We start from the raw sequence: 18,660 nt of genomic DNA, 5'->3' as shown, positions 1-18,660 counted from the left end.
GGCCGCGGGCTTGCCGGCCAGGCCCGGGATGCACGAATTGGACGCCCGCGCCTCCGCGCTGGGGCTGAAGCGCATCGCAGCACAGCCCATCCCCGCCGCCGGGCTGGGGCTTGCCATTAACGACCGGCTCGCCCGCGCCGCCGCACCCCGCTGAAATTAATTTGACAGCGGCGCCGCCGGCGGAGGCAAATACGCCATGCGGCCCTGGCTACTCGCTTTGTTCTGCCTGCTATTCTCCGCCCCGGCGCGGGCGGCGGATTACTATTTCACTGCATCGGACGGCGCGCGGCTGCACTATACGGAAACCGGCCCGGCCGGCGCGCCCTTCCTGGTCTTCGTGCCCGGCTGGACCATGCCGGGCTGGATTTTTGCGCCGCAGCTAAAAGCCTTCTCGCCCAAATATCGCGTCGTGCTGTTCGACCCGCGCGGCCAGGGTAGCTCGGAAATCACCGCCACCGGCTACAATCAGGACCGGCGCGGCGAGGATCTGGGCGAGCTCGTGGACTTGCTGCCGGGCAAGGTGGTGGTCATCGGCTGGTCGCTCGGCGTGCTGGACACGCTGGCCTGGATCCACCAGGGCGGCAGCGACAAGCTGGCCGGGCTGGTGCTGATCGACAATTCCGTGGGCGAGAACCCGCCGCCCACGCCCGTGCCTGATCCACCCGGCCAGCCCGTGCCGCCGCCAAGGAACCGTGATGAGAAGATGTACGACTTTGTCGCGGGCATGTTCCGCTCCTGCCCGGCGCGGGATTATCTCGACCGCCTGACCGCCTCCTGCCTGCGCGTCCCTCAGGCTCAGGCCGACGAATTGCGGCGCTACCCCGTGCCGCGCAGCTATTGGAAGGAGGCGATCCTCTCCACCGATGTGCCGGTGCTCTACGCCGTGCGCCCGCGCCTGGAAGGGCAGGCCCAGAATCTGCTCATCGACCGGCCCAACACCTCTATTGCGATATTCCCGAAAGCAGGCCATGCGCTGTTCGTCGACGAGGCTGACCACTTCGACGCGCTGATGCAACAATTCCTGGATGACAAAGTCGGTTTATGATGCCAGCCAACCAAGGGAATATTTTATCGCCGCAGGGCGGCTGGCACCGCGCGCCAAATAAATTGAAATTCTGGCCGCTGCTCCTGGTCTCCGCCACCGCTGTCGGCATGGAGACGGCGCTGACACGCTACTTCGCCGTGGCCAACTGGTCGGACTACGGCTACTGGGTCATCTCCATCGTCATGGTCGGGTTCGCGCTGTCCGGCGTGGTGCTGGCGCTCGGGCGCGGCGTGTTTCAGCGCCATGCCGAGGCGCTGTTCGCCGCCCTGCCGGCCATGCTCACGCTCAGCGCGGCGCTCGGCTATTGCGGCGTCATCGTCAACCCGTTCAACCCGCTGGCGCTGCAGAACCCTGACACCTACGCGCCGCAGCTCGTGCTCATCGCTTTGTATTACGCGGCGCTGCTGCCGTTCTTCTTTCTGGCCGGGCTGTACATTTCGCTCTCCTTCGCCACCAATGCGCAGCGCATCGGCGCGGTCTACGCGTCGGACCTGTTCGGCGCCGGGCTTGGCTCGGTGCTGGTGCTGGGGCTGATGTTCCTGGTCTCGCCCTTCGCGCTCATTCCCTGCCTGCTGCCGCTGCTGGCGCTGGCCGCGCTTGGGGCGGCGCGCTATCGCAAGCGCGCGGGGCTGGGGGCGCTGGCCGCGCTGCTCGCCGCTGAGTTGCTGCTAGCCCTCGGCCCGCAAGCCGCCATCAGCCAGTACAAGCCCATCTACCCGCCGCTGCACACGCCCGGTGCGCGCGTACTCGCCACCGTGCATAGCCCGCGTGGCGAGTACATGCTGCTCGACGATTTCACCGAGCGGGTGAACACCGACATCTCCAACAATTCCGGCATGATGGGCTATCCCAGCCCGCCGCGCAGCTACGGCCTGTACCGCGACGGCGCACGCATCGCCTCCCTGCCCATGCCCGGCGGGGCGCAGACCGGCTACGCCCCCGGCGCGCTGGATGCGCTGCCCTACACGCTGCGCCCGCACCCCCGCACACTGCTCATCGGCGCCTCGGGCGGCATGCGAATCGCCGAGACACTGGCGCTGGGCGCCGCGCCACTCACCGCGCTGGAGCCGGACCCGGTGCTCTACCGTGCCCTGCGCCAGGGGTTGGACGGCTCGCCGCCGGTTTCGGCTGTCCCTGGTTTGAGAATTTTCAATGACAATCCTCGCGCCGTGGTCTCGCCGGGTGCGGGGTACGATGTCATCGACATCTCGGCCGATTTCCTCGACGAAGCCCCGGCCAATGTCTATGCCTTCTCGGCCGAGGCCTTCGCCGCCGACCTCGCGGTGCTGAGCCCCAACGGTGTCCTCTCGGTACCCATCTCCATTCAGGACTTCCCTGCCTATGCGCTGCGGCTGCTTGCCACCATGCGTGAGGCCCTGGTCCTGCGCGGCGTGGCGGACCCGGGGGCGCATCTCTTCCTCTACCGCTCGGCCTGGAATGCCAGGCTGCTGGCCAGCCCCACGCCGTTCTCCGCCGCGGACATCGCCGCCGCCGCCAAATGGTGCGACGACCGCTCCTTCGATGTCTCCTACTACCAGGGGTTCGATGCCGTGGCGGCCCGCTCCAACCTCTATAACGACCTTCCAGCCGTGTCCTTCGATACGGGCACCATGGCGGCGCAGGGCGATGACGACTCGCTGGCCGACGAGGCGCCGGGCATCCTCGCGGGACAGGTGACGCCCTCCGCCAGCGCCTTCGATCTGCGCCCGGTTACCGATGACCGCCCGGCCTTCTATGCCATTCTGCGCCTCAACCAACTTCAGCTGCTGCTGGCCCGGCTGCAGATTTTGCCCCAGGCCGAGATCGGCGCGCTGGTGAACCTGGCCGTGCTGGCCCAGGCTGTGGTGATCGCCGCGCTGGTATTGCTGGTGCCGCTGGCCGCCCCCCGGCGGGAGCGCCAAAGGCACCCGGTGCTGCGCCCGGCGGTGTATTTTTCCGCTTTGGCCCTGGGTTTCCTGTTCCTGGAGCTGTTCGCCATCGAGCGCGCCAGTCTGGCGCTCGACGACCGGGCCATGGGCTTCTCCCTGGTGCTTGGGGCCATGCTGGTCTTCTCCGGGCTGGGCAGCTTTGTCTCCAGCCGCATTACCTCCGCCGCCAGCGCGATGCGCCTTGCCTGGCTGACCGTGGCGCTATGGGGCGTGGCGATGCTCTGGTTCTCCGGCCCGGCGGCACTGGCCGGCGGCGCGCTGCCCAGTTGGCTGCGGGTGGCGCTGATCGTGCTGATCCTGGCGCCGGTCAGCTTCGCCATGGGGCTGCCCTTTCCGCTCGGGCTGCGCCAGCTGCGGGGCGAGTTCTTCCTGCCCTGGGCCTGGGGGTTGAACGGCGCCTTCTCGGTCGTGGCCACCCCCTTTGCCAATTTGCTGCTGCGCACTATAGGCTTGCATGCGGTTTTAGGCGGTGCTGTTCTACTGTACACTATCGCCGCGCTCAGCTATCCCGCGCTTGAAGGACAGATTGCTTGGATTCCATCTCTGAAACGCTCAGCCGCCGTGGATTGATCGCGGGGCTGGCCGCCTGCGCCGCCGCCCCCGCCTTTGCTGACAGCGCCACGCCGCCCGCTCCCGCCATCGCCCCTGCCGCCCCGGCGGCCAGCCCGGTCCCGGCGCCTGCGGTTGCGGCCCCGGTGCTGCCCACACCGCCCACGCCGAACGGCAAGCCCTGGGACAGGGCCGCGTTCGAGGCGGCGATGGCCGCCTCCGGCCGCCCGGTTTCGCTCACCGACGAGCAGTTCACCGCCATCCAGGCGCGCAAGCCCGCGGCGATGAAGGCGATCGCCGATTACCTGACCCAGCGGCTGGGCAAGCCGGACCCGCTGGTGCTGGCGGCGTTCGAGGCCCTGCCGCGTGAGTATTACCACTACAATTACCAGGAGCGCCGCTCCACCTGCGGCGATGCCTATGACATGCCGCCCAAGCCCTGGGCGCTCGGCTACGGCTCGGCCCTCTCGGACTATCTGGGCCAGGCCTACATGACGCAGGTCATCGCGCCGAAGCCGGGCGATATTTCGCTGGAGGTCGGCACCGGCTCGGGCTTCCAGTCCTCGCTGCTGTCGCGCATCGTCAGCCACGCCTATTCCATCGAGATCATCCAGCCGCTGGGCGAGGCGGTGCAGAAGATTTTTGCGCCGCTCGGCTATGATAACGTCACCACCCGGGTTGGGGACGGTTACTATGGCTGGCCTGAAGTGCAGGGCGGGTTCGATGTCATCATCGTCACCTGCGCTGCCCAGTACGCTCCGCCCGCGCTGTTCGAGCAGCTCAAGCCCGGCGGACGGATGATCATCCCCATCGGGCAGCCCTTCAAGCAGGGGCAGGTTTTCTATGTTTACCACAAAGATGCCGCAGGGAAGATCCATTCCCGCCGTGATATGGGATGCTTCTTCATTCCGATGACCGGGACCATGATGAAGGTCCCGGCCGGTCAGGCCCAGGTCAAACCGACCTGAATTATCACAGATCTGAAGCGTATTACAGGGAAGTCATCGGCTTGCCTACCTTTGCCCGGCGTGGCACTGAATAGTACGATCGCCCAACAAGGAGGAATTCTTGGTAAAACCATTGCGTAAGGCCGTGCTCCCCGTTGCTGGTCTGGGCACCCGCTTCTTGCCCGCCACCAAGGCCATGCCCAAGGAGATGCTGCCGGTCGTTGACAAGCCGCTGATCCAGTACGCCGTCGATGAGGCTCGCGCCGCGGGCATCGACCAGTTCTGTATGGTCACCGGCCGCGGCAAGACCGCGCTGATCGACCATTTCGACATTGCCTTTGAGCTGGAGGCGACGCTGGCGGAGCGCAACAAGCGTGAGGCGCTGGAGTTGCTGCGCGAGGAGACGATGCCGCCAGGCGCCATCTCCACCGTGCGCCAGCAGGTGCCGCTGGGGCTGGGCCATGCCATCTGGTGCGCCCGCACCTTCATCGGCGACGACCCCTTCGCCATCCTGCTGCCGGACGACCTGGTGCTGAGCCAGACGCCATGCACCGCGCAGCTGGTGAAAGTGTATAACGAGACCGGTGGCAATGTGGTGGCCGTCTCTGAGGTGCCGAAGGAGCACACCAGCCGCTACGGTATCCTGAAGGTGGGTGAGACCCATGGAGACCGCGTGGAAGTCACTGGCCTCGTCGAGAAGCCCGCGCCTGAGAAGGCGCCCTCCAACCTCTCCGTCATCGGCCGCTACATCCTGCTGCCGGAGGTGATCACCTATCTCTCCCGCATGGAGGCGGGGGCTGGCAACGAGGTGCAGCTGACCGATGCCATGGCCAAGATGATCGGCCACGCGCCGTTCCACGGCCTCAAATTCGAGGGCAAGCGCTTCGACTGCGGTGACAAGATCGGCTTCCTGGAGGCGCAGATCGCTTTCTCCCTGGCCCGCCCGGATCTCGCCCCCTCGGTGCGCGAGTTCCTCAAGAACTACGTCAACGCCTGAGAAAATGACGGGCTCGCCTTGCCGGCGGGCCCGCCGTTTTTCCGGCCAGGGACGGCCTGAAATCGGCCGCAAACCGCCGCCACAACGCCGCCCGGCACATGAACAGCACAGCACGAGGCATGCATGACTTTTTCGCATAAATTCCACGCCAGCTCGCTGCGCGAGTACGATATTCGCGGCATTGTCGGCGAGACGTTGACCGAGGCCGATGCTTTCGCCATTGGCCGGGTGTTCGGCTCCATGGTCGCCGAGGCGGGTGGCCGCAAGGTAGCCGTTGGGCGTGACGGCCGGCTCTCCTCCCCCGCGCTGGCGGCAGCGCTGATCAAGGGGCTGATGGCGAGCGGGGCAGAGGTCATCGATGTCGGCCAGGGGCCGACGCCGATGCTGTATTACGCCTCCTTCGCCGAGCCGGCCGACGGCGCGGTGATGGTGACCGGCAGCCACAACCCGCCCAACTATAACGGCTTCAAGATGATGCTGAAGAACAAGCCGTTCTTTGGCAAGGATATCCAGACCCTCGGCGCGCGCGCCGAGGCTGGGCAGGTTGTCCCCGAGACCCAGGGCAGCGTGGTGGAGAAGGATGTCTCCGAGGCTTACGTCGCCCGCATGCTCAAGGACTGGGACGGCGAGCGCAAGCTGAAGGTGGTGTGGGATAACGGCAACGGCGCCGCGGGCGACGTGCTGGTGAAGCTGGTCGAGCAGCTGCCCGGCGAGCACAAGCTGCTGAACGCCAAGATCGACGGCACCTTCCCGGCGCATCACCCGGACCCGACCGTGCCGAAGAACCTGGAACAGCTGATCGACGCCGTGAAAAAGGAAGGGGCCGATGTCGGCATCGCCTTCGATGGTGACGCGGACCGCATCGGCCTGGTCGATAACGAGGGGCATATCCTGTTCGGCGACCAGTTCCTGATCCTGATGGCGCGTGACGTGCTGCGCGAGCACCCGGGCGCTACCATCATCGCCGATGTAAAGGCGAGCCAGGTGCTGTTCGACGAAGTGGCCAAGGCTGGCGGCACGCCGCTGATGTGGAAGACCGGGCATTCGCTCATCAAGTCCAAGATGGCGGAGCTGGGCTCCCCGCTCGCGGGCGAGATGTCAGGCCATATCTTCTATAACGACAAATGGTACGGGTTCGACGACGCGCTCTACGCCGCCGTGCGCATCCTCGGCGTCATCGCCCGCATGCCGGAGACTGTGGGCGAGTTCCGCGCCAGCCTGCCCGAAGTGGTGAACACCCCGGAGCTGCGCTTCGACTGCACCGAGGACCGGAAGTTTGCCGTGGTGGCCGAGGTGGCCGAGCGCCTGAAAGCGGCGGGTGAAAAAGTCGCTGATACCGATGGCGTGCGCGTGAACACTGAGGATGGCTGGTGGCTGCTGCGCGCCTCCAACACCCAGGCGGTGCTGGTTGCCCGCGCGGAAAGCACCTCCGAGGCAGGTCTCTCCCGTCTCAAGGCCGCCCTGGCTGGCCAGCTCGCCGCCTCGGGCCTGGCCCCGGATTTCTCCGCCACCAACGCCGGCCACTGAGGAGCGCGGCGCGCAGGGCGATGCCTCAGGGGCTCCGCCCCCGCCCCCCCGCCAAGGGCCGATCTCGGCGCTTACGCGGCCTTCGGCCACGGTCGCCTCGATCCCTTGGATCCCTTCCCGGATGAAAAAAAGGGCTCCCTTGTGGAGCCCCTTTTTTTTATCCGAATTATTGAGGTCCAGGAACTCGGTTCCTGGCAGGGGGCTTGGGGGACAGCGTCCCCCAAGGCGATGCTTTGCGTTGCCGTGCCCGCAGACCCGCAGGATTGACTGCGAGAACAGGGCGTTGCCGTGCTCATCGACGAGGCTGTAGTCGAACCGGGAACCTGAGAGTTTGGCGACCATGAAGCCGTGCGAACCGGAGGCGAAGCCGCCACGGATGGCCGCCTTGGGCGCGTAGGTCTGTGAGCCCGCGCCGGTGACGACGTAGGTGATATTGTCCATCTTCACCGATTGCAGCGTGTGGTCGTGCCCGGCGATGTAGACCGGTACGTTATGCTTGGCGAGAATTGGGTTCAGGCGGGCGACGAGGTCCGGTTGGTCGTGGTCCTCGCCATCGCTGTCATCGAGGGCGGTGTAAACCGGGTGGTGGCCGATCACGATGTTCCACTCGGCCCTGGAGGCGGCGAGCTGCGCGTCCAGCCAGTCGAGCTGGGCCTGGCTGTCCTGGCCATCCACGCGGACCTTGGAGCCGTAGTATTTTTTGATGAAGGGCGAGGTGTCGAGGTAATAAATCGCCGCCTTCGCGCCGTCCGGCAGGGCGGCGGTCTCGGTGTAGTAGCGCGCCGGGAGCTGCCAGCGATGGGAGCGGGCGGAATAGTCGAGCTGCGCCTGCACGTTGCCGCGATAGTCGTGGTTGCCGAGGATCACCTTCCAAGGCGTCTGCAGCGCGTCGGCGGTGTAGACCTGCTCGAAGGAGCTTTCCCACTCCGCGTCATCCACCGAAGTAACGCCGTTCTCGTAGAAATTATCGCCGACCGAGACGGTGAAGCGGCTGCCGATGGCAGAGGCGGTTTTGCCCATCTGTGCAGCCACGTTGCGCTGGTTGTCATGCCCGTTGCGGCCCCAATCGCCCACCAGGACGAAGGGCAGGGCCTTTTCCCCAGCCTTGGCCGGGGGGCAGAGCGCGGCCCCGGCGCCGAGAATGGCGGTGGAGGAGACGAATTCGCGGCGTGTCAGCTTCATGATCGGCTCCCTTGTTCTAAGCGGCCGGATAACAAAGCAGCCCCCTGTTGTCTGCGACAGTTCAGAGACAAAACAAGGGGTTCAGGCGGCGTCCAGCTTCAAAACCTCACCGGCGAGATACAGGCTGCCGCAGATCAGCACGCGGGTGGGGGCGGTGATCTGCGCCAGCGCCCCGCGTATATCCGGCCCCGGCTTGGCGATGCCGTCAGAAGCCTCGATGATGGCCTCCACGGGCAGGGCCAGATGCTGCTCGGGCTCCGCCACGGCATACACCGCAGCCGCATGGGGGATGAGGATGCGCAGCACCTTGGCGACGTCCTTGGACTGCTTCATGCCGAGGATGAGTGTTGTCGGTCCTTCCCAGGCGGCGAGCTGCGCGGCGAGGATTTCCGCGCCACCGGGGTTATGCGCGCCGTCCAGCCAGAGTTCGGAGCCCTCGGGCAGTAGTGCTGCCAGCGCGCCGCGCAGGCGTTGCAGCCGGGCGGGCCATTCGGTGCTTTGCAGCCCCTTGGCCATGGCATCGGGGCTGATGGCGAATCCGGCGGCGCGCAGGGCGGCGAGGGCGATACCCGCGTTCTCCACCTGATGCGCCCCGGCCAGGGCGGGGGGCGGCAAAGCGATACCGTCGAACACCATGCCGGTGGGGGTGGGCTCGGCGTTCCACTCATGCCCCCGGCGCAGCAGCGGCGCGTGGTTCTCCGCCGCGATGGCCGCGATTCGCGCCAGCACCTCGGGCGGGTGGAAGCCGGTGACCACGGGCACGCCGGGCTTGATGATCCCCGCCTTTTCGCCTGCGATGATCTCCAGCGTCGCGCCCAGGAAATCCTGGTGGTCGAGCGAAATGGAGGTGATGGCGCAGGCGGCGGGGTTAACCACGTTCGTCGCGTCCAGCCGTCCGCCGAGGCCGACCTCCACGATGGCGAGATCCGCCGGCACCCGCGAGAACAACCAGAAGGCGGCGGCGGTGATGGCCTCGAACACGGTGATCTGTTGCGGGCCGTTCACCGCCTCGATGGCATCCAGCGCTTCGGCCAGCTGGTCGTCCGTTACCAGCTCGCCCGCCAGGCGGATGCGCTCGTTGAACCGCACCAGATGCGGCGAGGTGAAGACATGCACGTGCAGGCCCGCGGCCTCGGTCACGGCGCGGGCCAGGGCGCAAACCGAGCCCTTGCCGTTGGTGCCCGCCACGTGGATGACAGGCGGCAGGCTGCGCTCGGGGTGGCCGAGATCGCCCAGCAGGCGTTGCAGCCGGTCGAGCTTCAGGTCGATCAGCTTCGGGTAGAGTTGATGCAGCCGCTCCAGTGCCGCGCTGACCCTCACCCGGGAGGCCGAGGCGCCCGGCTCGCGGGCCAGCTCGTTGGTCAAGCGGTGGCGCGCTGACTGGCGGTGGTGAACTCGATGAGCCGGGCCAGCGTGGCCGTCAGGTCGCCGCGCTTCACCACCATGTCGATGATGCCGTGCTCGTGCAGGTATTCCGCCCGTTGGAAGCCGGGGGGCAGTTTCTCGCGCACAGTCTGCTCGATCACGCGCGCACCGGCGAAGCCGATCAGCGTGTTCGGCTCGGCGATCTGGATATCGCCCAGCATGGCGAAGGAGGCGGTGACGCCGCCGGTGGTGGGGTCGGTGAGCACCACGATGTAGGGGAGCCCGGCTTCCTTCACCATCTGGCTGGCGATGATGGAGCGGGGCATCTGCATCAGGCTGATCGCGCCTTCTTGCATGCGCGCGCCGCCGGAGGCGGTGTAGACGATGAGCGGCGCGTGCTGCAGCACGGCGAGCCTGGACGCGGCGACCAGCCCCTCGCCCACAGCGGACCCCATGGAGCCGCCCATGAACTCGAAGGACATGGCGGCGACCACCGCCTTGTTGCCGCCGACAGTGCCATGCGCGACCAGGATGGCGTCATCCTGCTTGGTCTTGTCGCGGGCTTCCTTCAGGCGGTCGGTATAGCGCTTCTGGTCGCGGAACTTCAGCGGGTCCGGCACGGCCTTGGGCAGGTCGATCCTGGTGTAATGGCCTTCATCGAAGGTCCAGGCCAGACGCTCGGTCGCGGTGGCGCGCATATGGTGGCCGCAATGCGGGCACACCTTCTTCGCGGCCTCCAGCTCGCGGTGGAAGATCATCTGCTGGCAGGAGGGGCATTGGTGCCAGAGATTATCCGGCGCCTCCTTGCGGCCAAGCAAAGTGCGGATTTTGGGGCGGACGAATTCGGTAAGCCAGCTCATAGGCGAAGGGATTAGCTGTTTTGCGCGGATAAGGGAAGGTAATGGCGCATCATGGGCTGGTTTACCGTCCGGGGGCGGGCTGCCGCAGGGGCAGCCCGCTCTTTGAGGAAGGTGAGGCTAATTCCCGCCGCTTAGGCCCAAAAGACCTCCGGCTTTCTTTAGACTTGCCTTGCCGGTGTCGGTCATCAACGATTGCGCGCCTTGGGCCTGGTCGACCGTGGCCGTGGCGTCCGCCTGTGATGTGACTCTGGTCGAATCGGCCTGAGATTGGGTCACGTCGGCTTGCGCATTTGCCTGTTTTAATTGCGCGTTGATAATGTCGTTTTCGCGGTTTGCGTCAGTCTGTTCTTTCTCGAGTTCGATCTGTTGCTGTTCCAGAACCATTTGCCGCTCCTGGTCCTGAAAGTCCTGATCGTGCTTTTTGTCGGCTTCGGCCTCGGCCCGGGCGGCGGCGGCGGCAACGGCCTGCCTGCGCTCGGCGGCGGCTTCGGCGCTTGCCTGGGCTTCCTGTTCAGCCTCGGCCTGAGCTTCGTTTTGGCCTGAGCCTGCGCCATCGCGGAGATGCCTGCATTCACTTGGTCCTGGCTGCTCTGCGCGAAAGCTGGTGTGGCGAACGCGGCAAAGGCCAGGGCTGCAACAAAATATCTCATGATATACCGTGCAATATTGAAAGGTTCGGGTTAGCTGCTTTTGGGCGGGCACTCGGCGTTTGGCTGCACGCGCGTCTCATTTGCCTGCGTGATGACCACGAGCGCCTGACCTTCCTTGAACTGGCACAATTCGCCGACCTGCGTTGATGTGTGAATGTTGCCGTCTTCGCTGTAGCCAATCGTTACGCCATCGACCAGCGTTGTGGAGGGTACGAGCGAGCCAGCCGCCGCGCCGCCAACGCCACCCAAGGCCGCGCCGCCAAGCCCGGTGCCAACAGTGCCGCCGCTGACATTGCCGCCGATCAGCCCGCCCGCGAGAGCCCCCAGGAGGCCGCCCGCGACCTGCGCTGCTTGCTGGTTCTGCGCGTTGCTGACCTGGACTTTGGCCGGCGAAAGGGACAGGATATTGATGACCTTGGCGTCCTGCGACTGGTTGACTTGATCAGCCTGATAAACATTCGCGGCCAGATTGGCGCCAGGCTGCTGACAGGCGGAAAGCAACAAGAAGCTCGAAATTATAACGACGCTGCGTTGGTTTAAGTTCATTGCAATTGGCTTAAGTTCATTGCAAATACCCCTAAGTGGTATTGCGGTAAATAAAGCCAATTCGTTTACATATGATAAAGACAACTTTTGGTGTTTTTTTGGTCCGCAATGCCCGGATAAATGACTGATCCACCGTGGAAATGTCTTTAAGAACCAGCTACGGGGCCAGCTCTGAATGGAGCCGCGCCACCGCCCATTTCCCGGCCTCGGCCACCACCGGGTCTTCATCCGCGGCCAGGGTTTGGGCGGTTGGGAGCAGGGCAGGGGCTGCGCTGTTGCCGATGGCGATGGCCACGTTGCGGGCGAATCGGTTGCGGCCGATGCGCTTGATGGGCGAGCCGGAGAATTTCTGCCGGAAGCCAGCATCGTCCAGCGTGGCCAGTTCGGCCAGCAGCGGCGCGGTGAGGTCCTCACGCGCCGCCAGCTTCTGCTCCCGCCCCGCCTGGGCGAATTTGTTCCAGGGGCAGACGGCCAGGCAGTCATCGCAGCCATAGATGCGGTTGCCCATCGCGGCGCGGAATTCCTCCGGGATCGGCCCCGCATGCTCGATGGTGAGGTAGGAGATGCAGCGTCGCGCATCGAGCTGGTACGGGGCGGGAAAGGCGGCGGTGGGGCAGGCTGTCTGGCAGGCGGTGCAGGAGCCGCAGCGGTCGGGGTGCGGCGCGTCCGGCTCCAGGGCCAGGGTGGTGAAGATTTCCCCCAGGAATAGCCAGGAGCCATGCGTCCGCGAGACGAGATTGGTGTGCTTGCCCTGCCAGCCCAGCCCGGCCTGCGCGGCCAGCGGTTTTTCCATCACCGGGGCGGTGTCCACGAAGACCTTCACACCCTCGCCCCGTGTGGCGATGTACTGGGCCAGATGCTTCAGCCTGCCCTTGATGATGTCGTGGTAGTCCCGATGGCGGGCGTAGACGGAGATGTTGCCAACCTCCGGCCGTGCGAGATTGGCCAGCGCGTCGCCCTCCGGCGCGTAGGAGAGGCCGAGCGAGATCACGCTGACGGCTTCGGGCCATAGCGCCTGGGGATGGGCGCGTTGGTCCGCCCGCTCTTCCATCCACCCCATGCCGCCATGGCGCCCGGCGGCGAGGAATGCGTTCAGCCTTTGCCGCGTTTCGGGCGGCAGGGTGGCGGAGCAAAAGCCGATGGCGTCGAAGCCCAAGGCTTCGGCGCGCGCGGTGATCTGCGCTTTGAGGTCAGCCCCGGCCACGGTAAGGCGGCACGCCCTGGTCGGGGATCCACGCGCCCTCGGGCGGTGTGCCGGTCTGCCAGAACACGTCGATGGGAATGCCACCGCGCGGATACCAATAGGCGCCGATGCGCAGCCATTTCGGCGCCAGCAGCTCGATCAGCCGGTCGGCGATCATCAGCGTGCAGGCCTCATGGAAGCCGCCATGGTTGCGGAAGGAATGGAAGAACAGTTTCAGCGACTTGCTCTCCACCAGCCATTCATCGGGGATGTAGTCGATGACGACATGCGCGAAATCCGGCTGGCCGGTGAGCGGGCAGAGCGATGTGAATTCCGGGCAGACGAAGCGCACCACGGCGTTCTTGCCGCCTGTTTTGGCGGGGACGCGCTCCAGCACGGCCGCCTCGGGCGAGGCGGGGGCCGGGGTGCTGGCGCCAAGCTGCGTTAATCCTTGATAGCGTTCGTCGGTCATGTCGTTCCCTCCGCCCAGCCGGCGCGTACCGTATCGCAATATTCCGTGTAGTTTCCAGCGAGAATCGCATCCCGCCCGCCCTGCATCAGGCTCTGGTAATAAGTGAGGTTGTGCATGGTGAGCAGCATCGGCCCCAGCATTTCCTCGCACCGGAACAGATGGTGCAGATAGGCGCGGGTATGGCGCGTGCAACACAGGCAGGAGCAATTTTCATCCAGCGGGCGCGTGTCGTCCTGGAACTTGGCATTGCGCAGGTTGAAGATGCCCTTGGACGTGAAGGCCCGCGCCGTGCGCCCGGCGCGGGTGGGCATCACGCAGTCGAACATGTCCACACCGCGCGCCACGGAGCCGAGAAGATCGTCCGGCGTGCCCACGCCCATGAGATAGCGCGGCTTGTTCTGGGGGAGCATCGGCGCGGTGTAGTCCAGCACCTCGAACATCATCTCCTGGCCTTCGCCCACGGCGAGACCGCCGATGGCATAGCCCTCGAACTCCAGCGCCCCCAGAGCATCCGCCGACTCCCGGCGCAAATCCTGGAAGGTGCTGCCTTGTACGATGCCGAACTGGCCATAGCCTTCCCGCCGCACGAAAGCATCGCGCGAACGCTTCGCCCAGCGCGTGGACATGCGCATGGAGTCGGCGGCTTCCTGATGCGTGGCGGGAAACTTCGTGCATTCGTCGAGCTGCATGGTGATGGTGGAATCCAGCAAATGCTGGATCTCCGTCGAGCGCTCAGGCGTCAGGTGATAGGGTGTGCCGTCGATATGGGAGCGGAAGGTCACGCCGCTTTCGTCCATCTTGCGCAGCTTGGCCAGCGACATCACCTGAAACCCGCCTGAGTCGGTGAGGATCGGCCCAGGCCAGTCCATCATCTTGTGCAAGCCGCCGAGCTTGGCCACACGCTCCGCGCCCGGGCGGAGCATCAGGTGATAGGTGTTGCCGAGCACGATTTTCGCACCCGTGGCGCGCACGGCATCGGCGGTCATCGCCTTCACCGTGCCGGCGGTGCCCACGGCCATGAAGGTCGGGGTCGGCACATCGCCATGCGCGGTGTGCAGCATGCCGGCGCGGGCGGTGCCGTCAGTGGCCAGAAGGTCGAAGGAAAAACTCATGCGCGCTCCAGCAAACAGGCATCGCCATAGGAATAGAACCGGTAACCCGACGCAATGGCATGCGCGTAGGCCGTGTGGATACGCTCGACGCCGGCGAAGGCAGAGACCAGCATCAGCAGGGTGGATTTCGGCAGATGGAAATTGGTGAACAGCAGGTCCGCGATCTTGAAGCGGTAGCCGGGCAGGATGAAGATATCCGTCTCGCCGTTGAACTCATGCACCGCGCCACCCTCGCCCGCCGCGCTCTCGATCAGCCGCAGCGCCGTGGTGCCCACGGGGATGATCCGCCCGCCCGCTGCGCGCGTGGCGTTGATCTTCGCCGCCGTTTCCGCCGTGACGAAGCCACGCTCGGCATGCATCTTGTGCTGCGTGACATCCTCAACCCGCACCGGCAGGAAGGTTCCGGCGCCCACATGCAGGGTGACGCGGGTGGTTTCCACCCCGCGCTCCTGCAAGGCCGCTAGCAGTTCGGGCGTGAAATGCAGCCCCGCCGTGGGGGCGGCCACCGCGCCCTCATGCGCCGCGAACATGGTCTGGTAGTCCGACGCATCCTGCGCCGTGATGCCCTCGGGCCGGGCGATATAGGGCGGTAACGCCAAAGCCCCGCTGCGCGCCAGGGCGGCGTAGAAATTATCCGCCACGAAGCGCAGCAGGGCCGCGCCGCCTTCCAGAACCTCCAGCACCTCGGCGGAGAATTCCGGGTCGATGACCAGCACATCGCCCGCACGCACGCGCTTGGCGTTGCGCAGCAGCACGCGCCAGGAACCGCTATCGAGGCGGCGGTCGAGCGTGATGCCGATTTTCGCGGCGCCCCGCATGGCAGCAAGCTGGGCCGGGATCACCTTGGTGTCGTTCACCACCAGCAGATCGCCAGGGCGGAGCAGGGAAGGGAGGTCGCGAACGGTGTGGTCCGTCAGCGTGGCGCCGACATGCAGCAGCCGAGCCGAATCCCGCGGCCTCGCGGGGGCCACGGCAATGCTCTCGGGGGGCAAATGGTAGTCAAAATCGGAGAGGTTCATGGTCTTGACCCCAAGGGGGCTCGCCCCCTTGCGTGCGAACCCATGAATTACGCCCCCAGATACGAGGCGAGCTCGATCAGGTTGCCGTCAGGGTCTCGGCAATAGACGGACACGATGTCGCCAAGCGCGCCGATGCGCGAGATCGGCCCGCGCTCGACGGCCACGCCGCAGGCATGCAGCTGCGCCACCACGTCCTCTGGCCGCACGGCGACGACGAAGCAGAGGTCCAACGTGCCGGGGATGGTTTCCTGCGCATGGGGAATCACCTCGGCGCCGACCTCGTGCAGGTTGATCTTCTGCGCGCCGAAGCGCAGCGCCGTGCGATTCTTGCCGCCGTATTCCTCGCGCTCCATGCCCAGCACGCGCTGGTACCAGGCTGCCGTGGCCTGAAGGTCACGGCAGACCATCACGATATGGTCGATACGGTCGACGGTGAACTTCATGCCAGATCGGCGAAGAAGTCGTTGCCCTTGTCGTCGACCACGATGAAGGCCGGGAAGTCCTTCACCTCGATCTTCCACACGGCTTCCATGCCAAGCTCGGGGTATTCCAGAACCTCGACCTTCTTGATGTTGTTCTGCGCCAGCACCGCGGCCGGGCCGCCGATGGAGCCGAGATAGAACCCGCCATGCTTGTGGCAGGCCTCGGTGACGGCCTTGGAGCGGTTGCCCTTGGCCAGCATCACCAGCGAACCGCCAGCGGCCTGGAACTGGTCCACGTAAGAATCCATGCGCCCGGCGGTGGTGGGGCCGAAGCTGCCGGTGGGCATGCCTTCCGGTGTCTTGGCCGGGCCGGCGTAATATACCGGGTGGTCCTTGATGTACTGGGGCAGGCCCTGCCCGGCATCCAGCCGTTCCTTCAGCTTGGCATGCGCGATGTCGCGTGCCACGACGATGGTGCCGGTGAGCGCCACGCGGGTCTTGATCGGGTGCTGGGAAAGCTCGGCCAGGATCTCCGTCATCGGCCGGTTCAGGTCGATGGCAACGACCTCGCCACCCAGATGCTCATCGGTGATCTCGGGCAGGTACTTGGCCGGCTCGCGCTCCAGCTGCTCCAGGAACACGCCGTCCTTGGTGATCTTGGCCTTGATCTGCCGGTCCGCCGAGCAGGACACGCCGATGCCGATGGGCAGCGATGCGCCGTGGCGCGGCAGGCGGATGACGCGCACGTCGTGGCAGAAATACTTGCCGCCGAACTGCGCGCCGATGCCGATCTTGCGGGTGATCTCCAGCACCTTCTGCTCCATCTCCAGGTCGCGGAAGGCGTGGCCGGTCATGTCGCCCGTGGTCGGCAGGGCGTCGTAATACCGGGTGGAGCCCATCTTCACCGTCTTCAGGTTCAGCTCGGCGGAGGTGCCGCCGATGACGATGCAAAGATGGTAGGGCGGGCAGGCGGAGGTGCCCAGGGTTTTGATCTTGGCTTCCAGGAAGGAATAGATCTTCTCCGGCGTCAGCGTCGCGCGGGTTTCCTGGAACAGATAGGTCTTGTTGGCCGAGCCGCCGCCCTTGGCCATGAACTGCAGGTGGAACTCATCGGCGTGGTAGTCGCCGGGGGCGGCCATGATGTCGAACTGGACCGGCAGGTTGTTGCCGGTGTTCTTCTCTTCGAACATCGAGACCGGGGCCATCTGCGAGTAGCGCAGATTGGTCTCGGTATAGGTGCGGTGCACGCCGTAGGAGAACGCCTCCTCCTCGTTGCCTTCCACCCACACGCGCTGGCCCTTCTTGCCGAAGATCAGGGCGGTGCCGGTGTCCTGGCACATGGGCAGCACGCCCTTGGCGGAGATCACGGCGTTCTTCAGGAACTCCATGGCCACGTAGCGGTCGTTCTCGCTGGCCTCGGGGTCCTTCAGGATATTGGCGAGCTGCTGCAGATGCCCAGGGCGGAGCAGGTGCGAGACATCGTCGAAAGCGGTGAAGGCGAGCTCCTCGAGAGCCTCAGCCGTCACTTTCAGCACGGTCTTGCCGTCCACCTCGATGGTGGAGACGCCGGAGATATCCAGCTTGCGGTACGCCGTCGTGTCCTCGCCGAGCGGGAACATGGGCGAGTAGGCAAAACCAGCGCTGTGCTTCGTCACTACGTTCATGGCTTCAGTCTTTCTGCCGTTTACGAAAAGCGTCCAGGCTCACCACCGCGGCAGGGCCGTCATTCGGGCGAGATGGCACGTCATCGCCCTCCGGCGCCGGAATATCCGCCACCTTCACCGGCTCGGGCACAGTAACATCGAAATGCAGGCCAAAGCGCACTTCCGGATCGGCGAAGCTGGTAATGGCGGCGATGGGAATGGTGAGGGTGGAGGGGATGCCGGAGAAGGAGAGGCCGACGGACATGACGCTGTCGGTCTCGTCCACGGTGAGCCCATGGAACTGGTGCTGCAGCACGATCGTCATCTCGTCCGGATACTGGGCGCGCAGGCGGTCAGGCAAGGCCACGCCGGGATAGGCGGTCTTGAAGCTGATATAGAAATGGTGCCCGCCGGGCAGCCCCTCATGCGCAACATGTCGCAGAGCGGTTACCACAACCTGGCGCAGCGCATCCTGCGTCCATTCGTCATAGGGCAGCAGCGAATCCGGTATGGTCACATCATCATCGGTCATTTTACACTCTCCCGGGGAGCGGCATTGTCTGGGCGCGGCTTATGCCTTAGCGCGCCTCACGCTCATAGTGCCGGTAATACTTTTCCGTCACGAGGTCGGTCTGCACGACCACCGCGATAGTTCGGTCACGTTGCCGGTCTCGGTGTCCCAGATTCTCGCCTCACCACCCGCGCCTCCAGTCAGAACCCGCTTGCCATCTGGAAAGAACGCAGCAGCCAAGATTACTTGAGGGAAAGACTTGACAGCGACGCTGAGCCCGTCGCTTGTCCTCCAAACTCGTACCGTCTTGTCGCTCACGGTGAGGACGCGCTGGCTGTCGGCCGCAAACGAGACCAGGGCCACGCTATCAGTGTGCCCTGCGAGCGTTGCCAGGATGCCACCGTTTTGCATGCTCCAGATGAACACCGTACGATCCTCGGTGGCCGCGGCGGCAAGCTTACCGTCCGGCGAGAGCGCTACGTGTCTCACGGCGCCGCCGTGCCCCACGAGCGACATCAGGGGGTTGCCGCCGCGGATGTCCCAGAGACGAGCGGTCTTGTCCACGCTCGCCGTGAGAAGGGTTTGGCCATCAGGCGAGAGCGCCATGGCAACGATGCCGTCCTCATGGCCCCGAAGAACGGCAAAAGGAACCCCGCTCTCCGCATCCCAGAGCCGTGCCATGGCGTCCGTGGCAATCGTCAC

General features: G+C 65.5%; 18 protein-coding genes and 1 pseudogene. 6 read left to right on the top strand and 13 right to left on the bottom strand.

The genetic code is table 11. The features are described 5' to 3' along the window. Positions 1-28: 28 nt before the first annotated feature. From ACLPJJ_RS12505 to pgmG, 6 genes are all read left to right on the top strand, one after another. Positions 29-154 (top strand): Sua5 family C-terminal domain-containing protein, encoded by a 126-nt coding sequence (locus ACLPJJ_RS12505; RefSeq protein ID WP_443591304.1) that lies wholly within the window; start codon positions 29-31, stop codon positions 152-154. Positions 155-196: 42 nt separating this feature from the next. Next, on the top strand, positions 197-1,045 hold the full coding sequence (locus tag ACLPJJ_RS12500) for an alpha/beta fold hydrolase (RefSeq protein WP_443591303.1): 849 nt from the start codon (positions 197-199) through the stop codon (positions 1,043-1,045). Positions 1,046-1,107: 62 nt separating this feature from the next. Next, positions 1,108-3,543 carry a hypothetical protein gene (locus ACLPJJ_RS12495; protein ID WP_443591302.1) on the top strand — a complete coding sequence of 812 codons (2,436 nt, stop codon included), beginning with the start codon at positions 1,108-1,110 and terminating at the stop codon, positions 3,541-3,543. After that, positions 3,504-4,490, top strand: a complete 987-nt coding sequence (locus ACLPJJ_RS12490; protein ID WP_443591301.1) for a protein-L-isoaspartate O-methyltransferase family protein — start codon at positions 3,504-3,506, stop codon at positions 4,488-4,490. Before ACLPJJ_RS12495 ends, ACLPJJ_RS12490 begins: the two co-directional genes overlap by 40 nt. 100 nt (positions 4,491-4,590) lie before the next feature. Then, the gene (gene galU, locus ACLPJJ_RS12485) at positions 4,591-5,466 is read left to right on the top strand and encodes a UTP--glucose-1-phosphate uridylyltransferase GalU (protein WP_443591300.1); all 876 of its coding nucleotides are present in this window, start codon (positions 4,591-4,593) and stop codon (positions 5,464-5,466) included. A 123-nt stretch (positions 5,467-5,589) separates the two neighbouring features. Next, complete coding sequence (gene pgmG / locus ACLPJJ_RS12480; RefSeq protein ID WP_443591299.1) at positions 5,590-6,993, top strand: phosphoglucomutase/phosphomannomutase PgmG; 1,404 nt, start codon at positions 5,590-5,592, stop codon at positions 6,991-6,993. Positions 6,994-7,461: 468 nt separating this feature from the next. Here the strand turns inward: pgmG and ACLPJJ_RS12475 are convergent. The 13 genes and pseudogenes from ACLPJJ_RS12475 to ACLPJJ_RS12415 form a co-directional block, all read right to left on the bottom strand. Further along, positions 7,462-8,175 (bottom strand): annotated as a pseudogene (locus ACLPJJ_RS12475) (metallophosphoesterase); the annotation flags it as partial. 81 nt (positions 8,176-8,256) lie between these two features. Continuing rightward, positions 8,257-9,540 (bottom strand): bifunctional folylpolyglutamate synthase/dihydrofolate synthase, encoded by a 1,284-nt coding sequence (locus ACLPJJ_RS12470; RefSeq protein WP_443591298.1) that lies wholly within the window; start codon positions 9,538-9,540, stop codon positions 8,257-8,259. Then, on the bottom strand, positions 9,537-10,400 hold the full coding sequence (gene accD / locus ACLPJJ_RS12465; RefSeq protein WP_443591297.1) for an acetyl-CoA carboxylase, carboxyltransferase subunit beta: 864 nt from the start codon (positions 10,398-10,400) through the stop codon (positions 9,537-9,539). Before accD ends, ACLPJJ_RS12470 begins: the two co-directional genes overlap by 4 nt. A 117-nt stretch (positions 10,401-10,517) precedes the next feature. Then, positions 10,518-11,102 carry a DUF5384 family protein gene (locus ACLPJJ_RS12460; RefSeq protein WP_443591296.1) on the bottom strand — a complete coding sequence of 195 codons (585 nt, stop codon included), beginning with the start codon at positions 11,100-11,102 and terminating at the stop codon, positions 10,518-10,520. Continuing rightward, positions 11,081-11,596 carry a hypothetical protein gene (locus ACLPJJ_RS12455; protein ID WP_443591295.1) on the bottom strand — a complete coding sequence of 172 codons (516 nt, stop codon included), beginning with the start codon at positions 11,594-11,596 and terminating at the stop codon, positions 11,081-11,083. Before ACLPJJ_RS12455 ends, ACLPJJ_RS12460 begins: the two co-directional genes overlap by 22 nt. 157 nt (positions 11,597-11,753) lie before the next feature. After that, positions 11,754-12,800, bottom strand: coding sequence for a tRNA epoxyqueuosine(34) reductase QueG (gene queG, locus ACLPJJ_RS12450; RefSeq protein ID WP_443591294.1), 1,047 nt, complete (start codon positions 12,798-12,800; stop codon positions 11,754-11,756). Continuing rightward, positions 12,787-13,251: a preQ(1) synthase gene (gene queF, locus ACLPJJ_RS12445; protein ID WP_443591293.1), complete on the bottom strand. Its 465-nt coding sequence runs from the start codon at positions 13,249-13,251 to the stop codon at positions 12,787-12,789. Before queF ends, queG begins: the two co-directional genes overlap by 14 nt. Continuing rightward, positions 13,248-14,363, bottom strand: coding sequence for a tRNA guanosine(34) transglycosylase Tgt (tgt, locus tag ACLPJJ_RS12440; RefSeq protein ID WP_443591292.1), 1,116 nt, complete (start codon positions 14,361-14,363; stop codon positions 13,248-13,250). Before tgt ends, queF begins: the two co-directional genes overlap by 4 nt. Next, positions 14,360-15,382, bottom strand: a complete 1,023-nt coding sequence (gene queA / locus ACLPJJ_RS12435) for a tRNA preQ1(34) S-adenosylmethionine ribosyltransferase-isomerase QueA (RefSeq protein ID WP_443591291.1) — start codon at positions 15,380-15,382, stop codon at positions 14,360-14,362. The genes tgt and queA overlap by 4 nt, the downstream gene beginning before the upstream one ends. A gap of 47 nt (positions 15,383-15,429) precedes the next feature. Further along, positions 15,430-15,825 carry a VOC family protein gene (locus tag ACLPJJ_RS12430; RefSeq protein WP_443591290.1) on the bottom strand — a complete coding sequence of 132 codons (396 nt, stop codon included), beginning with the start codon at positions 15,823-15,825 and terminating at the stop codon, positions 15,430-15,432. Further along, positions 15,822-17,468 (bottom strand): fumarate hydratase, encoded by a 1,647-nt coding sequence (locus ACLPJJ_RS12425; protein WP_443591289.1) that lies wholly within the window; start codon positions 17,466-17,468, stop codon positions 15,822-15,824. Before ACLPJJ_RS12425 ends, ACLPJJ_RS12430 begins: the two co-directional genes overlap by 4 nt. Before the next feature lie 4 nt (positions 17,469-17,472). Continuing rightward, on the bottom strand, positions 17,473-17,979 hold the full coding sequence (locus ACLPJJ_RS12420; RefSeq protein ID WP_443591288.1) for an SspB family protein: 507 nt from the start codon (positions 17,977-17,979) through the stop codon (positions 17,473-17,475). 87 nt (positions 17,980-18,066) lie between these two features. Further along, on the bottom strand, positions 18,067-18,660 hold a 594-nt coding region (locus tag ACLPJJ_RS12415), incomplete at its 5' end, for a WD40 repeat domain-containing protein (protein WP_443591287.1).

This window comes from Acidocella sp., assembly GCF_052326845.1.
Taxonomy (GTDB): domain Bacteria; phylum Pseudomonadota; class Alphaproteobacteria; order Acetobacterales; family Acetobacteraceae; genus Acidocella.
The sequence above is the reverse complement of the archived record's forward strand: the minus strand, read 5'-3'. Positions and strand labels throughout refer to the sequence as shown.

What these genes read in the sequence shown, in the direction of transcription:
- ACLPJJ_RS12505 (WP_443591304.1), top strand. Translation starts at nt 29, where the DNA reads ATGCACGAATTGGACGCCCGCGCCTCCGCGCTGGGGCTGAAGCGCATC.
- ACLPJJ_RS12425 (WP_443591289.1), bottom strand. Translation starts at nt 17,468, where the DNA reads ATGAACGTAGTGACGAAGCACAGCGCTGGTTTTGCCTACTCGCCCATG.
- accD (WP_443591297.1), bottom strand. Translation starts at nt 10,400, where the DNA reads ATGAGCTGGCTTACCGAATTCGTCCGCCCCAAAATCCGCACTTTGCTT.
- ACLPJJ_RS12420 (WP_443591288.1), bottom strand. Translation starts at nt 17,979, where the DNA reads ATGACCGATGATGATGTGACCATACCGGATTCGCTGCTGCCCTATGAC.
- queA (WP_443591291.1), bottom strand. Translation starts at nt 15,382, where the DNA reads ATGAACCTCTCCGATTTTGACTACCATTTGCCCCCCGAGAGCATTGCC.
- tgt (WP_443591292.1), bottom strand. Translation starts at nt 14,363, where the DNA reads ATGAGTTTTTCCTTCGACCTTCTGGCCACTGACGGCACCGCCCGCGCC.
- ACLPJJ_RS12500 (WP_443591303.1), top strand. Translation starts at nt 197, where the DNA reads ATGCGGCCCTGGCTACTCGCTTTGTTCTGCCTGCTATTCTCCGCCCCG.
- queF (WP_443591293.1), bottom strand. Translation starts at nt 13,251, where the DNA reads ATGACCGACGAACGCTATCAAGGATTAACGCAGCTTGGCGCCAGCACC.
- ACLPJJ_RS12430 (WP_443591290.1), bottom strand. Translation starts at nt 15,825, where the DNA reads ATGAAGTTCACCGTCGACCGTATCGACCATATCGTGATGGTCTGCCGT.
- pgmG (WP_443591299.1), top strand. Translation starts at nt 5,590, where the DNA reads ATGACTTTTTCGCATAAATTCCACGCCAGCTCGCTGCGCGAGTACGAT.
- ACLPJJ_RS12455 (WP_443591295.1), bottom strand. Translation starts at nt 11,596, where the DNA reads ATGAACTTAAACCAACGCAGCGTCGTTATAATTTCGAGCTTCTTGTTG.